Here is a 19065-nt window from a genome sequence, read left to right as displayed (position 1 = left end):
CTTAACCGCCAATGGTGGCTTTTAATCCAATATCTTCAGCGTATTGTTTAATTTGTTCCGTGACTTCACGCTGGCATGCCGGGATGTCGTGCAGTAAATAGGGCATACCGAGTTTTTGATATTTCCCAATGCCATAAATATGGTATTCAAGAATATCAACCTGTAATACCGCCGGGCCAAGCTGACGGATAAAGTCGAGACGTTGGCGGATATCCTCGGGATCGTCGTTGCGCGTCGGTACGATCACCATGCGGGCGAGGATCGGTTTGCCCATCGAGGCGATCGCTTTGGCATTCTCGAGGATCCGCCGATTGTCGACGCCGGTACAGGTGAGGTGGGTCTCGGGGTTGAAAGCTTTGAAGTCGTAAGAGATCAGATCGACGGTTTCAATCAGCGGGCGTAGTTTTTCCCAGCGGATATTGCCCGCCGTATCCAGGCACACATGAACGCCCTGCGCTTTGAGCAGTTGCGCCGTTTCTTTCACGAATTCCGCCTGTAGCGCGGGCTCGCCGCCGGAAAAGGTCACGCCGCCGTCGCTTGAGTCGTAAAATGTTTTGTCGCGCAGCAGTAATTCCGCCAACTGGTGGGAGGTCATATCTTTGCCGACTTGCTCATAGCCATCGTAGGGGCAGAGATCGACCATCTCCAGCAGGTTGCTGCAATGCTTACGGTCGATATTGACGCCATTGCCCGGTTCGGCAAGGGTAATGGCGTGGTTGTTGGCTGCCTGTACGCAGGTACCGCACTGGCGGCAGCGTTCTTTAAACCAGAAGACATGATGACCTGGCCCGATGGTTTCCGGATTCGCGCACCACTGGCAGCGCAGATTGCACTGCTGCATAAAGACGGTGCTGCGTATCCCTGGGCCATCTTTGGTGGAATAGCGTTGAATGCGGGAAATCAGGCCAGTTCTCATTATGCCTCCTGCCTTACCAGCTCAACTCGGTACGCGCGATAATCGCATCCTGCGCTTCCGGCATCAGCGTTGAGAACAACGCGCAGTACCCGGCGACGCGCACCATCAGGTTCGGATAATCCTGCGGATTCGCCTTCGCAGCGCGCAGAATATTGGAATCAATGATGTTGAACTGGTTATGGAAGATGTTTTTCTCGCGGCTGGCTTCCATAAAGGCGGTAAATTTCTCCAGATTATCGTCGCCTTCCAGTGCGCTTGGCGTGAACTTCATGTTCAGCAACTGGCCGCCGGCGATTTTCTGGTTCGGCAGTTTTGCGACCGAATTAATCACCGCCGTTGGCCCCTCTTTATCCGCGCCGAGGCACGGAGAAGCGCCTTCGTTCAACGGCAGTGTCGCCAGACGGCCATCCGGTGTGGCGCCGACATCAAAGCCGTTTGGGACGTAGGAGGTGATGTTGGAGGTCGACATGGTATAACCGCAGCCTTTCGGCCCCTTACCGTGGCGATCGGTTTTATACTTTGGCAACAGCTTGAGATAGGACTCAAAGACCTCGGCGACGATATGGTCGACATAGTCGATATCGTTGCCGAACTTCGGCGCATTGCGGCACAGTTTGCGCACGCGAGCACCTTCCAGACCTGCAAAGTTGCTGTCCATAGCGTCGCGTAGCTGTTTTAGCGTCAGGACTTTATCGTCGAAGACCAGTTTTTTCACCGCCGCGAGGCTGTCGCCGACGACGGAAGGGCCAATGTTGGATGAGCTGACGAAATCATACTCCGCGCCGCCGTTTTTCAGCGTTTTACCGCGTTCCAGCGAGCAGTTAATCGTGGCTGAAGCAAAGGCATCGGCGTCGTGGTATTTCAGCGCGCGGTCGCAGACCCGATCGCAATCTACCGCCAGATCGGAGTAGAACTCCAGGAGCTGGTTCCATGCCGCCCAGACCTCATCATAAGACTGGTAATTGATCTCGCGACCTTCGAGGCCGTTGATTTTTACCAGCTGTACGCCGGTCGCCGGATCGCAGCCGTTGTTCATCACCAGCTCAAGAATTTTACCGAAGTTCACGTAGGTCATGCCGGTGGCGCGGTGGCCCCAACGGCCTGGGATTGCGGTCTCTACACAGCCCATCGAGGCATATTCACGCGCCACTTCTTCCGTCAGGCCCAGCGTCATCATGGCCGGGATAACCACTTCGTCGCAGAAGATAGACGGCATACCGAAGCCTTTACGAATCAGCTTCGCGGAATCCTGCATCAGCGAATGCGGGGTATCTTTTGAGAAGCGGACGCTGAGGTTAGGCTCCGGCAGGCCGGTCAGCGCCATCGCTTCCAGCGACAGATAAGAGAGGTCGTTGGTGCCGTCGCTGCCGTCAGGCTTCATGCCGCCTACCATCAGGTTGGAATAGAGCGGGTAGCCGCCGCTGTACTGGGTATGGCCCCACGGGCGAACCTTGTTCAGGCTATTGGTCATGATGAAGAAGTGGCTCAGGATTTCCAGCGCCTTCTCTTTGCTGATTTTCCCGGCTTTGATATCGGCCTCGTAGTACGGCCAGACGTACTGGTCGAAGCGGCCGAAGGAGAAAGAGTGGCCGTTACTTTCAATCATCATCAGCAGATGGGTGAGGTAGACGGTTTCTACGGCTTCATAGAAGCTTCTGGCTTTACCTTCCATCAGATGGGCGAACATGTCGCTCATGGCTAACAGTTCATCACGGCGTTTGCTATCAGAAGCGCGTGCCGCCTCGGTTTCCGCCAACGCGGAGAAGCGCTTGCAGTAGTTCAGCGCCGCTTCCATGGTGATAATGACCGCCCGATAGAAATCGCTTTGTTCATCGGTCAGGTTCTCGTCATTTTCCAGGTGCTGTTTGGCAATATCGCGCATGCCGCCGTAACCGACTTCGAGGACGAAATCGTGATTCGGGATGATGTGGCCATCGCCGGACATGCTGATACCACCGCGGTGCAGCACTCCCTGTTTTTCCGCCAGGCGGTTAATGTGCGGCAAATTGGCGAGCACTTCATCCTGGTGCGTTTTCCCTTGCCAGTCATCCTGCAGGACGCGCAGACGGGCTTTGGTGGATTCGGAAACGCGGAAGCTGTCGCCGGAGCGTTTATCAAATTCGTCTAACTCATCGATAACCCAGTTAAAAGAAAATTCCGGGAACACCGGGGCGGCAAAATTGGCGCTCGCCTGATTGCCGACAATCAGCATGTCCGGTTCGATGTAGATGGTCATGTTCTCCAGAATATCGGCTAACGCTAAAGCCCGGCGAATCACGATGGATTGGCCTTCGGAGCGTTTAAACGACTCGGTGATGATCTCGGCGCGTTCCGGGCATAACGTTGCTACGCGATGGAACATCTGATCCTGTTTTTTAGCGATACGCGCGAAGTCGCAATCGTTGTTGGTAGGTTTGAAGCTCAGTAATCCGTTCATAAAGACCTCAATTCTGGAGTGGTTATCCCTATTCCACGCCTGAGGTGTTCTTTTGTCAATTTGTTTGTGATCTTTTGTGTTCTATTTATCATTAATAAATCTAAAAAGAACATTTGGAGGGAACAAAAGAGCACAGACGCCCGTTGCCGGGCGCAGGGTTACGCTGTGCCGTCGACCAGCAGCAGTTCTGTTTTTTGCGCGGTGAGCAGGGAAAGGATGTTGTCAGGGAGGCCATTCTGGCTGATCACGACGTCAAAATCGTCCAGACGGGCGTGGCCGGCGAGGAAGGTTTGCTCGAATTTGCTTTTATCAGCGAGGAGGATTTTTTGCCGTCCGGCGCGCAGCAGCGCCCGTTTGACGTGGGCATCGGTCATTTTAGGTACCGTGAGCTCGCCATGGCCATTAATGCCCTGAGTGCTGATAAAGACTTTGTCGGCATGAATGGTGCTGAAAAATTCGGCGGTGCTGAAAGAGATCATGCCCTGAGTATCATCTTCATATTCGCCTGGCGCGACGATGAGCTTGATGTTCTTTCGCCCCTTCAGCAGATTCACCACCGGAACCGAGTTGGTTATCACCATGATCTTCTTATCGAAAATAGATTGCGCGAGCGTCAGCAACGTTGTGCCGCAATCGATAATGATGGTGTCGCCGTCTTCGACCAGCTCTGCCGCTTTGCGGCCAATCAGATGCTTGTCATCAACCATCTGCACGGATTTAAGCTGGAAGCTTGGCTCGACGCTGGCGCCGCTGGTCAGGTAGGCGCCGCCGTAGGTGGTTTTGACGATGCCCTGTTTTTCAAAGAATGACAGATCCCGACGGATAGTCATTTTGGTGACGCCGAATTTTTCGGCCAGCTCGTTCACAACGACTTTTTTGTCCTGCTGCAGAATGGCGTAAATGCTCATTCTTCTATCTGATGATTGCATAACTACGATTCGCCCAAAGGAAAATCGCACTATAAAACACATGTCATACGCAGGCAATCGACAGTGAAAGGAACATGAAAGAACACGCCCGGCTGATGCCGGGCGTGGCGGGGCAGGTTATTCCCACTCTTGCAGGAAACGCTGGCCGTACTGATCGGCAACCAGCAGCGCGGCGTACACCTGATCGGCGGTCGCGCCGCCGGGCATATTGTGGATGGTTTCGCCTTTGACGCAGGCGGCTTCCGCCACCATACGCATTTTGGCCGGGATATCGCCTTTAATATCGAGTTGCGCCAGGGTGATGGGCAGACCAACGCTGTGGCATAGCGCCGCCGCGGTCTCTATCTCTTCGACCGGCGCGTTTTCCAGCACCAGCTGCGTCAGCGTACCAAAAGCGACTTTCTCGCCGTGGTAGAAGTGATGGGCATCCGGAATGGCGGTCAGGCCGTTATGGATGGCATGCGCCGCCGCCAGCCCGCCGCTTTCAAAGCCGACGCCACTCAGGTAGGTGTTGGCTTCGATAACTCGTTCCAGCGCAGGGGTGACGACATGTTGCTCGGCGGCGAGCATGGCTTTTTCGCCTTCTTCAATCAGCGTGTTATAGCAAAGCTCCGCCAGCGCCAGCGCCGCCTGGGTGCACTTGCCGCCCGCCATGGTGATGGCGCCACTGCGTGAGCAGGCGCGGGCTTCAAACCAGGTCGCCAGCGCATCGCCAATCCCGGCGGCCAGCAGGCGAGCCGGCGCGCCCGCGACGATCTGCGTATCGACAATCACCATATTGGGATTGTGCGGCAGCATCAGATAGCTTTCGAATTCGCCATCGTCGGTATAGATAACGGATAACGCGCTGCATGGCGCATCGGTGGAAGCAATGGTCGGCGCAACGACCACTGGTAGCTGCATATAGTGAGCCAGCGCTTTCGCGGTATCCAGCGTCTTGCCGCCGCCAATGCCGAGCACCGCATGGCATTGAGCGCTGGCGGCGATATCGCGCAGGCGGTTGATTTCATTTTGCGAACATTCGCCGCCAAACGGCGCGATCTCGGCCACCAGGCCTGCGGTGTTCAGACTCGTACGCAGCTGTGCTTCGGCAAAGCCGAGCACGAAGGTGTCGCCGATAATCAGCCAACGTTCGGCCAGTGGTTTGAGATATTCGCCAAGGCGCTTGATGGCGCCAGCGCCCTGGATGTATTTACCGGGTGATTGAATAATGCGATCCATTTCGATTCCTCCTCGATGACCGTGGAAGCCGCCGGTCGACGGCTGACGATCGGATTACAGGTTCAACGTGCCAAATGCGTTATTCCAGTCCTGCTCGAACTTCTCTATGGCTGACTCTACCGCGGGCGTACCAAGCATTTGTTGCGCTACGTCTAATGGAAGGGTGATAGCTTCGCAGCCGGCCAACAGGCAATCCAGCGCCTGGCGCGGGGTTTTGAAGCTGGCGGCCAGCACTTTGCTGTCCGGCGCGTGCATTTCCAGCAGGGATTGCAGCTCTTGCACCATGCGGATGCCGTCGCCGCCCTGAGCATCGACGCGGTTGACGTATGGCGCGACGTATTTCGCCCCGGCCAGCGCCGCCAGCAGGCCCTGTGAGGCGCTGTAGACGGCGGTGCCGAGCGTCGGGATACCTTCTTTTTTCAGCAATTTGATGGCGGCGAGGCCTTCGGCGGTTACCGGAATTTTAACCACAATACCCGGCACGGCGTTGCTCAGGCGTTTGGCTTCTTCCACCATGCCTTGCGCATCGCGGCTCATGGTCTGAGCGAACAGAATCCCTTCCGGGCCGACGGCGTTTTGCAGGCGCGGTAGCACCTCCCAAACCGGGGTTTTGCCAGCAGCGATAATGCTCGGGTTGGTGGTGACGCCAGCCAGCGGATAAATACGGGCCAGACGTTCAACTTCAGCGACATTCGCGGTATCCAGATAGAGTTCCATAACCATTCCTCGATGTGTCATTCAGTGATGTTGAGGGAAGGATACGGCTTTCGTTTGCCCGCTCGCCAGATGACAAATTTGCCAAAAACTGGATAAATGTACGCATTACGGTTAAGGATGATTTAGATCACGTTTGTCCGTGTGCTGGAACATCCAGGCTGAAACAGCATGAAAGCAGAAAACAGGTACTTACAAAAATCTAGTTTTATGGCGCAGGGGATTTTTCTGTCAACTGGCTGTGGTACTGGCGGCGGTATTCGGAGGGGGAACGCTCGGTATTCTTGCGAAACAGGCGGCAGAAGTAATTGCTGTCGGCGAAGCCGCAGGCGTGGGCGATGTCTTTGACTTTCATATCATGGCCCTTCAGCAACATGCGGGCCTGTTCGAGACGGACATGATTGAGGTATTCGTTAAAGCCCATGGGCCCGCATTTCTGGAACAGGTGCGAGAGATAGTTAGGGGAGAGATAAAACGCCTGGGCGACAGATTCCCGGCTTAAGGGTTCAGCAAAATGGGTGTCGATGTGCTGACGGATCGCGTCAAACAGCGCCTGGCTGCGCGATGAGGTTTGCGCCTGGCTGCCGAGCAGATCGGCGCAGTGGCTGAGCAGGCTAATGACAATGCTGCGGGCGGTGTGTTGCTCCTGCGGCTGCATCCGTATTTCGTTGAGCGCCTGCAGCAGAAATGAACCAACCCGCGGCCCGCGACGCGGCACCTGCAGCTTTTCGACCACCGTGGCGGTTTCGCCATCCCAGCGCTGCAGCGCGAACTCCAGTTGCTGTTTGCCGAACAGGATGCCTAACAGCAGGCCGGGCGTTTGCCACTGCGGCCAGTTCCAGCTATCGGCTGGGATATACAACACGTCGCGCGCGCAAAGCGGAGCGGCGTTATCGCCGAGCGCACGATCGCGAAGTTGCCCGTCGATGAGGATCGCCAGGCGCGGGGAATCAGCCTGCACTGTCTGTTCAGCAGACAAACGCGGCTTGTCGGCAAAATGAACCTGACCGATGCCATTCTGTTTTTTTAGCAATAAATCAATAAATTGGCTGATGTTATTATCCATTGCCACCCCGCGAAATGCGCCATGGGTTTCATCATACCGGACATTTTTCCAGGAACAAAAGCGCTTGCTTACCGCTATTGCCTTGTTTTATTGTTATGTTATATCGTAACAAATTGTCGCAATTGATATCGAACTCAGGAGAGAGTGATGACCCGAAAGATCCCCATGTTAGCGTTTGGCTTCGGCATGGCGCTAGCCAGCGCCCAGACTTTCGCCCACGGCAACCATAGCCATGGCCCGGCGTTGACTGAAATAGAGCGTAAAGCCAGCGAAGGTATTTTTGCCGACAATGATGTGAAGGACCGCGCGTTAAGCGATTGGGATGGCATCTGGCAGTCGGTGAACCCTTATCTACTGAACGGCGATCTCGATCCGGTGCTGGAGCAGAAAGCGAAAAAGCCAGGCGCTAAAAGTGTGGAAGCGTACCGCGCTTATTATAAGAAGGGCTACGCCACTGATGTGGAACAGATTGGTATTGAAGATAACGTGATGGAGTTCCACGTCGGCGAAACCGTTAATCGCTGCCAATATACCTATTCAGGCTACAAAATCCTGCATTACGCCTCCGGCAAGAAGGGCGTCCGCTACCTGTTTGAGTGCCAGCAGGGCGATGCCAACGCGCCGAAATTCGTCCAGTTCAGCGACCATATTATTGGCCCGCGCAAATCGCAGCATTTCCATATTTTTATGGGTAATGAATCACAGGAGGCACTGCTAAAGGAGATGGATAACTGGCCGACCTATTACCCGTATGCGCTGCATAAAGAGCAGATCGTGGATGAGATGCTGCACCACTAATCTGTTTTAGCTATGGTGCGCGAATTTTTGCCGGGTGGCGGCTAGCGCCTGACCCGGCCTACAAAATCTGCCGTTTACGGACTGGTAGCCCGGACAGACGCAACGCGCCGCCTCCGGGGATAGCGCCGGGCTACCGGTTTCTCAAAGCAAATTAGCCGGTATTACGCATACCTGCCGCGACGCCGGCGATGGTTACCATCAGCGCTTGTTCAACGCGCGGATCGGGTTCCTTGCCTTCCACTTCGGCCTGACGCGAGCGGTGCAGCAGCTCGGCCTGCAGGACGTTCAGCGGGTCGGTGTAGATGTTACGCAACTGGATAGACTCGGCAATCCACGGCAGGTCGGCCATCAGATGGGAATCGTTAGCGATGGCCAGCACCACGGTGATATCGGCGGTCAGCAACTTACGCAGCTCTTCGCCGAGCTTCCACAGTTCTGGTTTCACCAGTCGCTGATCGTAATACTCCGCCAGCCACAGGTCAGCTTTCGAGTAGACCATCTCCAGCATGCCCAGACGGGTAGAGAAGAACGGCCAGTCGCGGCACATGCTTTCCAGCTCGCTCTGCTTACCACCCTCGACCACTTTCTGTAGTGCGGCGCCAGCGCCCAGCCAGGCGGGCAGCATCAGGCGGTTCTGGGTCCAGGCGAAGATCCACGGGATAGCGCGCAGGGACTCGACGCCGCCGGTCGGGCGACGTTTCGCCGGGCGTGAGCCAAGCGGCAGTTTGCCCAGTTCCTGTTCCGGGGTAGCGGAGCGGAAATAGGGGACGAAGTCTTTGTTTTCACGCACATAGCCGCGGTACATCTTGCAGGAGACATCGGACAACTCGGCCATGATCTCGCGCCACTGTGGTTTTGGTTCCGGCGGCGGTAGCAGGTTGGCTTCCAGAATCGCGCTGGTGTATAGCGACAGGCTGCTGATGGTCACTTCCGGCAGGCCGTACTTGAAGCGGATCATCTCGCCCTGTTCGGTGACGCGCAGGCCGCCTTTCAGGCTCCCCGGCGGTTGCGAGAGCAGCGCCGCGTGCGCAGGAGCGCCGCCGCGGCCAATTGAACCGCCGCGGCCGTGGAACAGTGTCAGTTCGATGCCTGCTTTTTCGCAGGTTTTAATCAGCGCGTCCTGGGCTTGATACTGCGCCCAGGAGGCGGCCATCACGCCAGCATCTTTGGCCGAGTCGGAGTAGCCGATCATGACCATCTGTTTGCCCTGAATAAAGCCGCGATACCAGTCGATATTCAGCAGTTGGCTCATGACGTCATTGGCGTTGTTGAGGTCGTCCAGCGTTTCAAACAGTGGCGCGACCGGCAGCGCAAAGCCGATGCCGGCTTCTTTCAGCAGTAGATGAACGGCGAGCACGTCGGACGGTGTTTTCGCCATCGAGATCACGTAGGCGGCGATCGATCCGCGCGGCGCTTCGGCGATCACTTTGCAGGTGTCGAGGACTTCGCGGGTCTCTTCGCTTGGCTCCCATTGACGCGGCAGCAGCGGGCGTTTGGAATTCAGTTCGCGGATCAGGAAGGCCTGCTTGTCGGCTTCCGACCAGCTTTCGTAATCACCGATCCCGAGGTAGCGGGTCATTTCACCCAGCGCTTCAGTGTGGCGGGTGCTTTCCTGACGAATATCGATACGTACCAGCGGTACGCCGAAAGACTTCACCCGGCGTAGGGTATCGAGCAGCTCGCCGTTGGCGATGATGCCCATTCCGCAGGCCTGCAGCGATTGATAACAGGCGTAAAGCGGTTCCCACAGCTGTTCATTTTGCGTAATCAGCCCCGCCGGTTTCGGCAGTTTCTGGCCTTTCAGGCGCGCTTCCAGCCAAGCCTGGGTTTCCATCAACTGGGTACGCAGTTTTTTCATCAGGTAGCGATACGGCTCTTGTGCGCCTTCCGCGCCAGCCAGATCGCGCAGCTCGTCGGTGCATTCGACCATCGACAGCTCAGAGATCAGGACGTGTACGTCTTTGAGGAACAGGTCGGTCGCTTTCCAGCGGCTGAGCAGCAATACGTGGCGAGTGATATCGGCGGTGACGTTCGGGTTGCCGTCACGGTCGCCGCCCATCCATGAGGTGAAGCGTACCGGCACGAAATCAACCGGCAGCTGATAGCCGAGATTGGCTTCCAGCTGTTCGTTCAGCTCGCGCAGATAGCCAGGCACGCCTTCCCACAGGCTATTTTCTACGACGGCGAAGCCCCATTTTGCTTCATCGACCGGAGAAGGGCGATGCTTACGAATTTCATCGGTATGCCAGGACTGCGCGATCAGCTGGCGCAGGCGGCGCATGAACTGATGGCGTTCATAGTCAGCAATATCGTTGTTATCGAGCTGCTTCAGGCAGTTGTTGATTTCACCCATCTTGTGGATCAGCGTACGACGCGTGATTTCGGTCGGGTGCGCGGTCAGCACTAGTTCCAGAGACAGGGATTCAACTGCTTGTTTAATAATTGTTTCGTTGAGATTGGGTTGGTCTTTGAGCTTTCTCAGGGTGCGGGCAATCACTTCAGGATTACTGGCCGCTTCGCCTTTTGGCGAAATGCTGTGGTATTGCTCTGCGGTATTCGCCAGGTTCAGAAACTGGCTAAAGGCGCGCGCCACCGGCAGCAGCTCGTCGTTGGACAAGTTTTGCAGCGTGGTGAGCAGTTCCTGGCGGTTGGCTTCATTGCCTGCGCGAGAAGATTTGGACAACTTACGGATAGTTTCGACACGATCAAGAATGTTTTCTCCTAGCGCATCCTTGATGGTGTCGCCCAGCACCTTACCGAGCATACTGACATTACTACGCAAAGCGGAATATTGTTCGTTCATGTTACCCCAGACACCCCCATCTCATTTTATTTTGTTATATCCGGCGCTCCGTAATTTGAGCAGTGGATAAGCAACCCGTCTTTTATAAAGCCACGTAAATATCCCCACGTCAATTGCTGCGAAATCGCTTCAGCAAACGAGTAAATGGCGATAATTTGCGAAATTTAACTCAGCGGTCGGCGGATAAGCATTGCTTATGGAAGTGTGACGATCGTCACCCTCCCGCCTCCTGATGCGGAGGCGGGAAAAATATGGCGTTTAATGCCAGCAGAAGTGATGGACAACCTGGGTTATCAGTTCGCGCGTCGGCTTAATAAACCGGGTCTCCAGATATTCATCTGGCTGATGGGCCTGATTGATAGAGCCCGGGCCTAATACCAGTGTTGGGCACAGCGTCTGGATAAACGGCGCTTCGGTGCAATAGTTGACGACCTCGGTCTGCGCGCCGAGCAGTTTTTCAACGACGGCGACCAGTTTGTGATCCGGCGGGCATTCATAGCCGGGGATTGGCGGATGCAGCTCGGAGACGGTCAGGCGACCTGGCCAGCGTTCGCTGACTGGCGCCAGCGCTTCATCCAGCAGACCGTTCAGGTCATTAAGCGTCATGCCCGGCAGCGGGCGAATATCCATATGCAGCTCACAGCAGGCGCAGATGCGGTTGGACGCGTCGCCGCCGTGGATCGCGCCAAGGTTGAGCGTTGGATAAGGCACGGTAAAGGCCTCGTAGTGATAGCGCTCTTTTAAAGTATCGCGCAGCTGCATGATGCGGCCGATGGCGTCGTGCATCAGTTCGATGGCGTTAACGCCGCGCGCCGGGTCGCTGGAGTGGCCGGACTGACCCAGTACGCGCACCGCCGTCGAAATGTGGCCTTTATGCGCCCGTACCGGCTGCAGTGAGGTCGGTTCGCCGATGATGGCACAATCCGGACGCAGCTGAGTGGTTTCGGCAAAGTAGCGCGCCCCGGCCATGCTGGTTTCTTCGTCGGCGGTGGCCAGAATATACAGCGGCTTTTTCAATGTGCTGACGTCAACGTCACGCAGGGCGTCGAGGATAAAGGCGAAGAAGCCTTTCATGTCGGCGGTGCCAAGCCCGTAAAGTTTGTTGTCGTGCTCGGTGAGGGTGAATGGGTCGCGGGTCCAGCGACCATCGTCGAACGGCACGGTATCGGTATGCCCGGCGAGCAACAGGCCGCCAGCGCCATGGCCGGTACTGGCCAACATATTGAATTTGTTACGCGTCTCCGGTACTGGTTGGATCTCGACATTAAAGCCCAGATCGCGGAACCAGCCGGCAAGCAAATTGATTAAAGACTCATTGCTTTGATCCAGCGCTTCTTCGGTCGCGCTGATGGAAGGTGTGGCGATCAATGCGCGGTAAATCTCGATAAAGGGCGGTAAATTGTTTTTCATTGTTGACACACCTCTGGTCATGATAGTATCAATATTCATGCAGTATTTGTGAATAAAAATACATTATCGTTGAGCGCAAGAAAACCCATCGAATGTAAGGAGATGCTCTTCCAATGCTAAATACGCTGATCGTGGGGGCCAGCGGCTATGCCGGCGCAGAGCTGGTGGCCTATGTAAATCGCCATCCTCATATGAACATAACCGCTTTGACCGTCTCCGCGCAAAGCAATGATGCAGGAAAGTTAATTTCCGATTTACATCCGCAGTTGAAAGGCATTGTCGACCTGCCGCTGCAACCGATGTCCGATATCAGTGAATTTAGCGCTGGCGTGGATGTGGTTTTCCTCGCGACCGCGCATGAAGTCAGCCACGATCTGGCGCCGCAGTTTTTGGCCGCGGGCTGCGTGGTGTTCGATCTATCCGGTGCGTTTCGCGTCAACGATGGCGCGTTCTACGAACAGTACTACGGCTTTACTCATCAACATCCTGAACTACTCGAACAGGCGGTGTATGGTCTGGCGGAGTGGAGCGCCGGAGCGCTGAAAGAGGCGAATTTGATTGCGGTGCCGGGCTGCTATCCGACGGCGGCGCAGCTGTCGCTCAAACCGCTGATCGATGCCGGCCTGCTGGATCTTAATCAGTGGCCGGTGATCAATGCGACTAGCGGCGTTAGCGGCGCCGGGCGTAAGGCGGCGATAAGCAACAGCTTCTGTGAAGTCAGCCTGCAGCCGTACGGCGTTTTTAATCATCGTCACCATCCGGAAATTTCCGTCCATCTGGGCGCTGAGGTGATCTTCACCCCGCATCTGGGTAATTTTAAGCGCGGTATTCTGGAAACCATTACCTGCCGTCTGCAACCGGGCGTCAGTCAAGAACAGGTCGCGGAGGTTTTCCAACAGGCGTATGCCGATAAACCTCTCGTCCGTTTATACGATAAAGGCATGCCGGCGCTGAAAAGCGTGGTTGGGCTGCCATTCTGCGATATCGGTTTTGCCGTCCAGGATGCGCATATCATCGTGGTGGCCGCGGAAGATAACCTGCTGAAAGGTGCAGCGGCACAGGCAGTACAGTGCGCGAACATTCGTTTCGGCTTCGCTGAGACGCAATCTCTTATTTAAGGTGTGATGATGAACAATCCATTGATTATCAAACTGGGCGGCGTGTTGCTGGATAGTGAAGAAGCGCTGGAGCGTCTGTTTACCGCGCTGGTTAATTATCGTGAAACACACCAACGTCCGCTGGTTATCGTTCACGGGGGCGGCTGCGTCGTGGATGAGCTGATGAAGCAGCTTAATCTGCCGGTGAACAAGAAAAACGGCCTGCGTGTGACGCCTGCCGATCAGATTGACATTATTACCGGCGCGCTGGCGGGAACCGCCAACAAAACGCTGCTGGCATGGGCGAAAAAGCACGGGATTTCCTCGGTAGGCCTGTTCCTCGGCGACGGGGATAGCGTGAAGGTGACTCAGTTAGATGAAGCACTGGGTCACGTCGGGAAAGCCCAGGCCGGTTCGCCGACGCTGATGAATACGCTGCTGGCGGGCGGTTATCTGCCGGTCGTCAGTTCTATCGGCGTCACTGACGACGGTCAACTGATGAACGTCAATGCCGACCAGGCGGCGACGGCGCTGGCGGCAACGCTGGGCGCGGACCTGATTTTACTGTCCGACGTCAGCGGTATTCTGGATGGCAAAGGCCAGCGGATTGCGGAAATGACCGCCGCTAAGGCTGAGCAGCTGATCGAACAGGGTATTATCACCGACGGTATGATCGTCAAAGTGAATGCGGCGCTGGACGCGGCGCGCGAGCTGGGCCGCCCGGTGGATATCGCCTCCTGGCGTCATGCCGAGCAGCTGCCGGCATTATTTAACGGTACGCCGATCGGTACGCGTATTTTGGCTTAAGATTTATTGCCCGGCGGCGTCTTGCTTGCCGGGCTGACGAGACTGTAGGCCGGGTAAGCGCAGCGCAACCCGGCGGAACTAACGAATAAAGGAAGCATGTTATGGCACTTTGGGGCGGGCGTTTTACACAGGCAGCGGATCAGCGGTTCAAACAATTCAACGACTCTTTGCGCTTCGACTACCGCCTGGCGGAGCAGGATATCGTGGGCTCCGTCGCCTGGTCCAAAGCGCTGGTCACCGTGGGCGTGTTGACCGCCGATGAACAGCTGAAGCTGGAAGAGGCACTCAATGCGCTGCTGGAAGAGGTGCGGGCGAATCCGCAGCAAATCCTCGAAAGCGATGCTGAAGATATCCATAGCTGGGTGGAAGGCAAACTCATTGATAAAGTCGGTCAGTTGGGCAAGAAACTGCATACCGGACGGAGCCGTAACGACCAGGTGGCGACCGATCTTAAGCTGTGGTGTAAAGAGACCATCGCCGAGCTGCTGTCGGCCACGCGTCAGTTGCAGAGCGCGCTGGTGGAAACCGCGAGCCATAATCAGGATGCGGTGATGCCGGGTTATACCCATCTGCAGCGTGCGCAGCCAGTGACATTTGCGCACTGGTGCCTGGCCTATGTCGAAATGCTGGCACGTGATGAAAGTCGTCTGCAGGATGCGCTCAAGCGCCTCGATGTCAGCCCGCTGGGCTGCGGCGCGCTGGCGGGAACCGCATATGAAATCGACCGTGAACAGCTGGCGGGTTGGTTAGGCTTCGCATCGGCAACCCGCAACAGTCTCGACAGCGTGTCCGATCGCGACCATGTGCTGGAACTGCTCTCCGATGCGTCTATCGGTATGGTTCACCTGTCACGTTTTGCTGAAGATCTGATTTTCTTCAATACCGGCGAGGCGGGGTTTGTTGAGTTGTCTGACCGCGTCACCTCCGGCTCGTCGCTGATGCCGCAGAAGAAAAACCCGGATGCACTTGAACTGATCCGCGGTAAATGCGGCCGTGTGCAGGGCGCGCTGACCGGCATGATGATGACGCTGAAAGGCCTGCCGCTGGCGTACAATAAAGATATGCAGGAAGACAAAGAAGGGCTGTTCGACTCGCTGGATACCTGGCTCGACTGCCTGCACATGGCGGCGCTGGTACTGGACGGTATTCAGGTGAAACGTCCGCGTTGTGCGGAAGCGGCGCAGCAAGGCTATGCGAATGCAACCGAACTGGCGGATTACCTGGTGGCGAAAGGGGTTCCGTTCCGTGAAGCGCATCATATTGTCGGTGAAGCGGTGGTTGAAGCGATTGCTCAAGGGAAAGCGCTGGAAGATCTGCCGCTCAGCGATCTACAAAAATTCAGCGACGTTATCGGTGATGATGTCTACCCCATCCTGTCGCTGCAGTCTTGCCTGGATAAGCGTGCCGCCAAAGGCGGCGTATCCCCGCAGCAGGTTGCGCAGGCGATTGCCGACGCCAAACAGCGTCTGGTGTAAGACATTTCACTGACGGTGAACCAGCCTGGGCTTCGCCCGGGCTTTTTTACGCAAAAAAAAAGCGGACACGAGGTCCGCAAAAGTTCACGTTGGCTTTAGTTGTTCGGGTAGGGAAACGGTGAGGCGACTCAACCATTTTCAGATGTTCACCTCGTTTCTGGACTTATTATTGAACAGAAAACTTGATAGGGATAATCGTTCGTTGCTATGCTATCTATCGCCATGGACTATCGTGGCGATGGAGGATGAATAATGAATATTCGCGATCTTGAATACCTGGTAGCGCTGGCTGAACATCGCCATTTTCGACGTGCGGCAGATTCCTGCCACGTCAGTCAGCCCACGCTCAGCGGACAAATTCGCAAGCTGGAAGATGAACTTGGGGTGATGTTGCTGGAACGCACCAGCCGTAAAGTTCTGTTCACCCAGGCGGGTTTGCTGCTGGTGGATCAGGCGCGTACTGTGCTACGCGAAGTAAAAGTGCTCAAGGAGATGGCAAGCCAGCAAGGGGAAACCATGTCCGGGCCGCTGCATATCGGCCTGATCCCGACGGTGGGGCCTTACCTGCTGCCGCACATAATCCCGATGCTGCATCAGACCTTCCCGAAACTGGAAATGTATCTGCATGAAGCGCAAACCCATCAGCTGCTGGCGCAGCTCGATAGCGGTAAGCTCGACTGCGCGATCCTCGCGCTGGTCAAAGAGAGCGAAGCCTTTATCGAAGTGCCGCTGTTCGATGAGCCGATGATGCTGGCTATCTACGAAGACCATCCGTGGGCGGAACGCGATCGCGTACCAATGTCGGATTTAGCCGGTGAAAAACTGCTGATGCTGGAAGATGGCCACTGTTTGCGCGATCAGGCGATGGGCTTCTGTTTTGAAGCGGGTGCGGATGAAGATACGCACTTCCGGGCGACCAGCCTTGAAACGCTGCGCAACATGGTTGCCGCCGGAAGTGGTATTACGCTGCTGCCAGCGCTCGCTGTGCCGCAGGAGAGAAAACGCGATGGCGTGGTCTACATCCCGTGCATTAAGCCGGAACCGCGACGCACCATCGGGCTGGTTTACCGTCCGGGTTCGCCGCTGCGTAGCCGCTATGAGCATCTGGCGGAGGCCATCCGCAGTACCATGGATGGCCATTTTGACAAAGCGTTAAAAGAGGCGGTTTAGGCCATTTAACGCGGCTACCCGATAGGCTTCCGCCATGGTCGGGTAGTTAAAGGTGGTGTTAACGAAGTACTCAATGGTGTTACCGCCACCTTTCTGCTCCATAATCGCCTGGCCGATATGAATAATTTCGGCTGCGCGCTCGCCAAAGCAGTGGATGCCGAGGATCTCTTTCGTCTCGCGATGGAACAGAATTTTCAGCGTACCCACGCTCATCCCGACGATTTGCGCCCGCGCCAGATGTTTAAACTGCGCGCGACCCACCTCGTAAGGCACCTTCATGGCGGTAAGTTGCTGCTCGGTTTTACCCACAGAGCTGATTTCCGGAATGGTGTAGATGCCGGTTGGAATATCCTCAATCAGATGCGCGGAGGCTTCGCCTTTGATCAGCGCCTGCGCGGCGATGCGCCCCTGATCGTAAGCCGCTGACGCCAGGCTCGGATAGCCGATAACGTCGCCGACGGCATAAACGTGCGGCAGGGCGGTCTGGTACATGCTGTTCACCTTCAGCTGTCCGCGGCTATCGGTTTGCAGGCCGATGTTCTCCAGCGCCAGCGTATCGGTGTTACCGGTACGGCCATTAGCGTACAGCAGACAGTCTGCTTTCAGCTTCTTGCCGGACTTCAGGTGCATGATCACGCCGTCATCCACACCTTCGATCTTCTCGTACTCTTCGTTGTGGCGGATAACCACGCCGCTGTTCCAGAAGTGATAGGAGAGCGAGTCGGACATCTCCTGATCGAGGAACGCCAACAGACGATCGCGGGTGTTGATCAGATCCACCTTGACCTCCATACCGCGGAAGATCGACGCGTACTCGCAGCCGATCACCCCAGCGCCGTAAATGATCACGTGGCGCGGTTCATGGTGCAGGCTAAGAATGGAATCGCTGTCGTAAATGCGCGGGTGGTGGAAATCGACGTCGGTCGGGTGGTACGGGCGCGAACCGCAAGCGATAACGAATTTCTCAGCGGTGACCGTTTCTACGGTGCCATCGTGACATTCCAGCGCGAGAGTATGCTCATCAATAAAGTGCGCGTTGCCCTGCAGAATTTCGCAGTGGTTGCGCTCATAGAAACCCTGACGCATATGGGTTTGCTGGTTGATGACGCTGTCGGCATGGTTGAGGATGTCGGCGAAGGAAGAACGGAGAAGACGGGAATGGTCGCTGTAAAGGGGGTTTTGGTTAAACTCGATAATACGGCTGACGGCATGGCGAAGCGCTTTTGACGGGATGGTTCCCCAGTGGGTACAACCACCGCCGACGTTATGGTAGCGCTCGATAACGGCAACGCGAGCTCCCTGTTTCACCAGTCCCATAGCGGCGCCTTCGCCGCCAGGACCGGAACCAATCACTATTGCATCATAATCCCAAGAATGTGACATGGCATTACTCACCTGTTTTATACACTAAATAAACACGATGATAACATTTGGCGCGCTTTAACCCAATTATCGTTGTGCTTTTTTGCGGCATAAAAGCAGAAACGGCTCATAAACAATCATTCACAATCCAGTACAAACCGATTAGTTTTAATCTCTGGTATAGTGCCAACAGGGCTATTGGAAGGATTCATACATCGTGATGGGCGTAAGAGCACAACAAAAAGAAAAAACCCGCCGTTCGCTGGTGGAAGCGGCATTTAGCCAACTTAGCGCTGAGCGAAGCTTCGCCAGCCTGAGCTTGCGCGAAGTTGCGCGGGAAGCAGGGATCGCGCCGACGTCTTTTTATCGTCATTTTCGCGATGTCGATGAGTTAGGCCTGACGATGGTAGATGAGAGCGGACTGATGCTGCGCCAACTGATGCGCCAGGCGCGTCAGCGCATTGCCAAAGGCGGCAGCGTGATCCGTACTTCCGTCTCCACCTTTATGGAGTTTATTGGTAACAACCCGAACGCCTTCCGCTTGTTGTTGCGCGAACGTTCTGGAACATCCGCGGCGTTTCGAGCCGCTGTAGCGCGGGAGATTCAGCATTTTATCGCGGAACTTGCCGACTATTTAGAGCTCGAAAACCATATGCCGCGCGCCTTTACTGAAGCGCAGGCTGAAGCTATGGTCACCATCGTATTCAATGCCGGTGCGGAAGCGCTGGACGTCAGTCCGGAGCAACGCCGACAGCTGGAAGAGCGGCTGGTGCTGCAGCTAAGAATGATTTCAAAAGGCGCGTATTACTGGTATCGCCGTGAACAAGAAAAAATGTCACATCATTCCGAATAACGTGAAG

General features: G+C 55.8%; 15 protein-coding genes. 6 read left to right on the top strand and 9 right to left on the bottom strand.

From position 1 onward, the window contains the following. Nucleotide 1: 1 nt before the first annotated feature. The 6 genes from PYR66_22425 to PYR66_22400 all read right to left on the bottom strand — a co-directional run bounded on the left by PYR66_22425 (nt 2) and on the right by PYR66_22400 (nt 7283). Nucleotides 2–916 carry a glycyl-radical enzyme activating protein gene (locus tag PYR66_22425; GenBank protein ID WEF27980.1) on the bottom strand — a complete coding sequence of 305 codons (915 nt, stop codon included), beginning with the start codon at nt 914–916 and terminating at the stop codon, nt 2–4. Between the two features lie 13 nt (nt 917–929). Continuing rightward, on the bottom strand, nt 930–3353 hold the full coding sequence (locus PYR66_22420) for a formate C-acetyltransferase/glycerol dehydratase family glycyl radical enzyme (GenBank protein ID WEF27979.1): 2424 nt from the start codon (nt 3351–3353) through the stop codon (nt 930–932). 158 nt (nt 3354–3511) lie between these two features. After that, the gene (locus PYR66_22415; GenBank protein WEF27978.1) at nt 3512–4261 is read right to left on the bottom strand and encodes a DeoR/GlpR family DNA-binding transcription regulator; all 750 of its coding nucleotides are present in this window, start codon (nt 4259–4261) and stop codon (nt 3512–3514) included. A gap of 138 nt (nt 4262–4399) precedes the next feature. Continuing rightward, a complete protein-coding gene (locus tag PYR66_22410) occupies nt 4400–5503 on the bottom strand; it encodes a glycerol dehydrogenase (protein ID WEF27977.1) in 1104 nt (367 codons plus the stop codon). 54 nt (nt 5504–5557) lie between these two features. Beyond that, nucleotides 5558–6220 carry a fructose-6-phosphate aldolase gene (gene fsa, locus PYR66_22405; GenBank protein ID WEF27976.1) on the bottom strand — a complete coding sequence of 221 codons (663 nt, stop codon included), beginning with the start codon at nt 6218–6220 and terminating at the stop codon, nt 5558–5560. Between the two features lie 205 nt (nt 6221–6425). After that, complete coding sequence (locus PYR66_22400; GenBank protein ID WEF27975.1) at nt 6426–7283, bottom strand: AraC family transcriptional regulator; 858 nt, start codon at nt 7281–7283, stop codon at nt 6426–6428. A 147-nt stretch (nt 7284–7430) separates the two neighbouring features. Here PYR66_22400 and zinT point away from each other — a divergent pair, with 147 nt between their 5' ends. Continuing rightward, nucleotides 7431–8081 carry a metal-binding protein ZinT gene (gene zinT, locus PYR66_22395; GenBank protein ID WEF27974.1) on the top strand — a complete coding sequence of 217 codons (651 nt, stop codon included), beginning with the start codon at nt 7431–7433 and terminating at the stop codon, nt 8079–8081. A gap of 151 nt (nt 8082–8232) precedes the next feature. Here the strand turns inward: zinT and ppc are convergent, their stop codons facing one another. Continuing rightward, complete coding sequence (gene ppc, locus PYR66_22390) at nt 8233–10884, bottom strand: phosphoenolpyruvate carboxylase (protein ID WEF27973.1); 2652 nt, start codon at nt 10882–10884, stop codon at nt 8233–8235. A gap of 258 nt (nt 10885–11142) precedes the next feature. Next, nucleotides 11143–12294: an acetylornithine deacetylase gene (argE, locus tag PYR66_22385; GenBank protein WEF27972.1), complete on the bottom strand. Its 1152-nt coding sequence runs from the start codon at nt 12292–12294 to the stop codon at nt 11143–11145. Between the two features lie 113 nt (nt 12295–12407). On the opposite strand from argE, the gene argC reads away from it, so the two are divergent. From argC to oxyR, 4 genes are all read left to right on the top strand, one after another. Continuing rightward, entirely contained in the window at nt 12408–13412 is a 1005-nt protein-coding gene (argC, locus tag PYR66_22380; GenBank protein ID WEF27971.1) for an N-acetyl-gamma-glutamyl-phosphate reductase, read from the top strand. 9 nt (nt 13413–13421) lie between these two features. Next, a complete protein-coding gene (gene argB, locus PYR66_22375; protein WEF30527.1) occupies nt 13422–14198 on the top strand; it encodes an acetylglutamate kinase in 777 nt (258 codons plus the stop codon). A gap of 101 nt (nt 14199–14299) precedes the next feature. Next, nucleotides 14300–15673, top strand: a complete 1374-nt coding sequence (argH, locus tag PYR66_22370; protein WEF27970.1) for an argininosuccinate lyase — start codon at nt 14300–14302, stop codon at nt 15671–15673. A 252-nt stretch (nt 15674–15925) separates the two neighbouring features. Beyond that, nucleotides 15926–16843 carry a DNA-binding transcriptional regulator OxyR gene (gene oxyR, locus PYR66_22365; protein ID WEF27969.1) on the top strand — a complete coding sequence of 306 codons (918 nt, stop codon included), beginning with the start codon at nt 15926–15928 and terminating at the stop codon, nt 16841–16843. Here oxyR and sthA read toward each other — a convergent pair. Continuing rightward, nucleotides 16826–18226, bottom strand: a complete 1401-nt coding sequence (gene sthA / locus PYR66_22360; protein ID WEF27968.1) for a Si-specific NAD(P)(+) transhydrogenase — start codon at nt 18224–18226, stop codon at nt 16826–16828. The two genes, oxyR and sthA, sit on opposite strands and share 18 nt — an antisense overlap. A 196-nt stretch (nt 18227–18422) precedes the next feature. Here sthA and fabR point away from each other — a divergent pair, with 196 nt between their 5' ends. Further along, nucleotides 18423–19058 carry an HTH-type transcriptional repressor FabR gene (gene fabR / locus PYR66_22355; GenBank protein ID WEF27967.1) on the top strand — a complete coding sequence of 212 codons (636 nt, stop codon included), beginning with the start codon at nt 18423–18425 and terminating at the stop codon, nt 19056–19058. The last annotated feature ends 7 nt before the right edge of the window (nt 19059–19065 follow it).

This window comes from Klebsiella aerogenes (assembly GCA_029027985.1).
Classification (GTDB): Bacteria; Pseudomonadota; Gammaproteobacteria; order Enterobacterales; family Enterobacteriaceae; genus Klebsiella; species Klebsiella aerogenes_A.
The sequence above is the reverse complement of the archived record's forward strand: the minus strand, read 5'-3'. Positions and strand labels throughout refer to the sequence as shown.

Excerpts from the sequence above, each read along its gene's own strand:
- PYR66_22425 (WEF27980.1), bottom strand. The coding sequence starts at position 916 with ATGAGAACTGGCCTGATTTCCCGCATTCAACGCTATTCCACCAAAGAT.
- PYR66_22420 (WEF27979.1), bottom strand. The coding sequence starts at position 3,353 with ATGAACGGATTACTGAGCTTCAAACCTACCAACAACGATTGCGACTTC.
- PYR66_22415 (WEF27978.1), bottom strand. The coding sequence starts at position 4,261 with ATGAGCATTTACGCCATTCTGCAGCAGGACAAAAAAGTCGTTGTGAAC.
- PYR66_22410 (WEF27977.1), bottom strand. The coding sequence starts at position 5,503 with ATGGATCGCATTATTCAATCACCCGGTAAATACATCCAGGGCGCTGGC.
- fsa (WEF27976.1), bottom strand. The coding sequence starts at position 6,220 with ATGGAACTCTATCTGGATACCGCGAATGTCGCTGAAGTTGAACGTCTG.
- PYR66_22400 (WEF27975.1), bottom strand. The coding sequence starts at position 7,283 with ATGGATAATAACATCAGCCAATTTATTGATTTATTGCTAAAAAAACAG.
- zinT (WEF27974.1), top strand. The coding sequence starts at position 7,431 with ATGACCCGAAAGATCCCCATGTTAGCGTTTGGCTTCGGCATGGCGCTA.
- ppc (WEF27973.1), bottom strand. The coding sequence starts at position 10,884 with ATGAACGAACAATATTCCGCTTTGCGTAGTAATGTCAGTATGCTCGGT.
- argE (WEF27972.1), bottom strand. The coding sequence starts at position 12,294 with ATGAAAAACAATTTACCGCCCTTTATCGAGATTTACCGCGCATTGATC.
- argC (WEF27971.1), top strand. The coding sequence starts at position 12,408 with ATGCTAAATACGCTGATCGTGGGGGCCAGCGGCTATGCCGGCGCAGAG.
- argB (WEF30527.1), top strand. The coding sequence starts at position 13,422 with ATGAACAATCCATTGATTATCAAACTGGGCGGCGTGTTGCTGGATAGT.
- argH (WEF27970.1), top strand. The coding sequence starts at position 14,300 with ATGGCACTTTGGGGCGGGCGTTTTACACAGGCAGCGGATCAGCGGTTC.
- oxyR (WEF27969.1), top strand. The coding sequence starts at position 15,926 with ATGAATATTCGCGATCTTGAATACCTGGTAGCGCTGGCTGAACATCGC.
- sthA (WEF27968.1), bottom strand. The coding sequence starts at position 18,226 with ATGTCACATTCTTGGGATTATGATGCAATAGTGATTGGTTCCGGTCCT.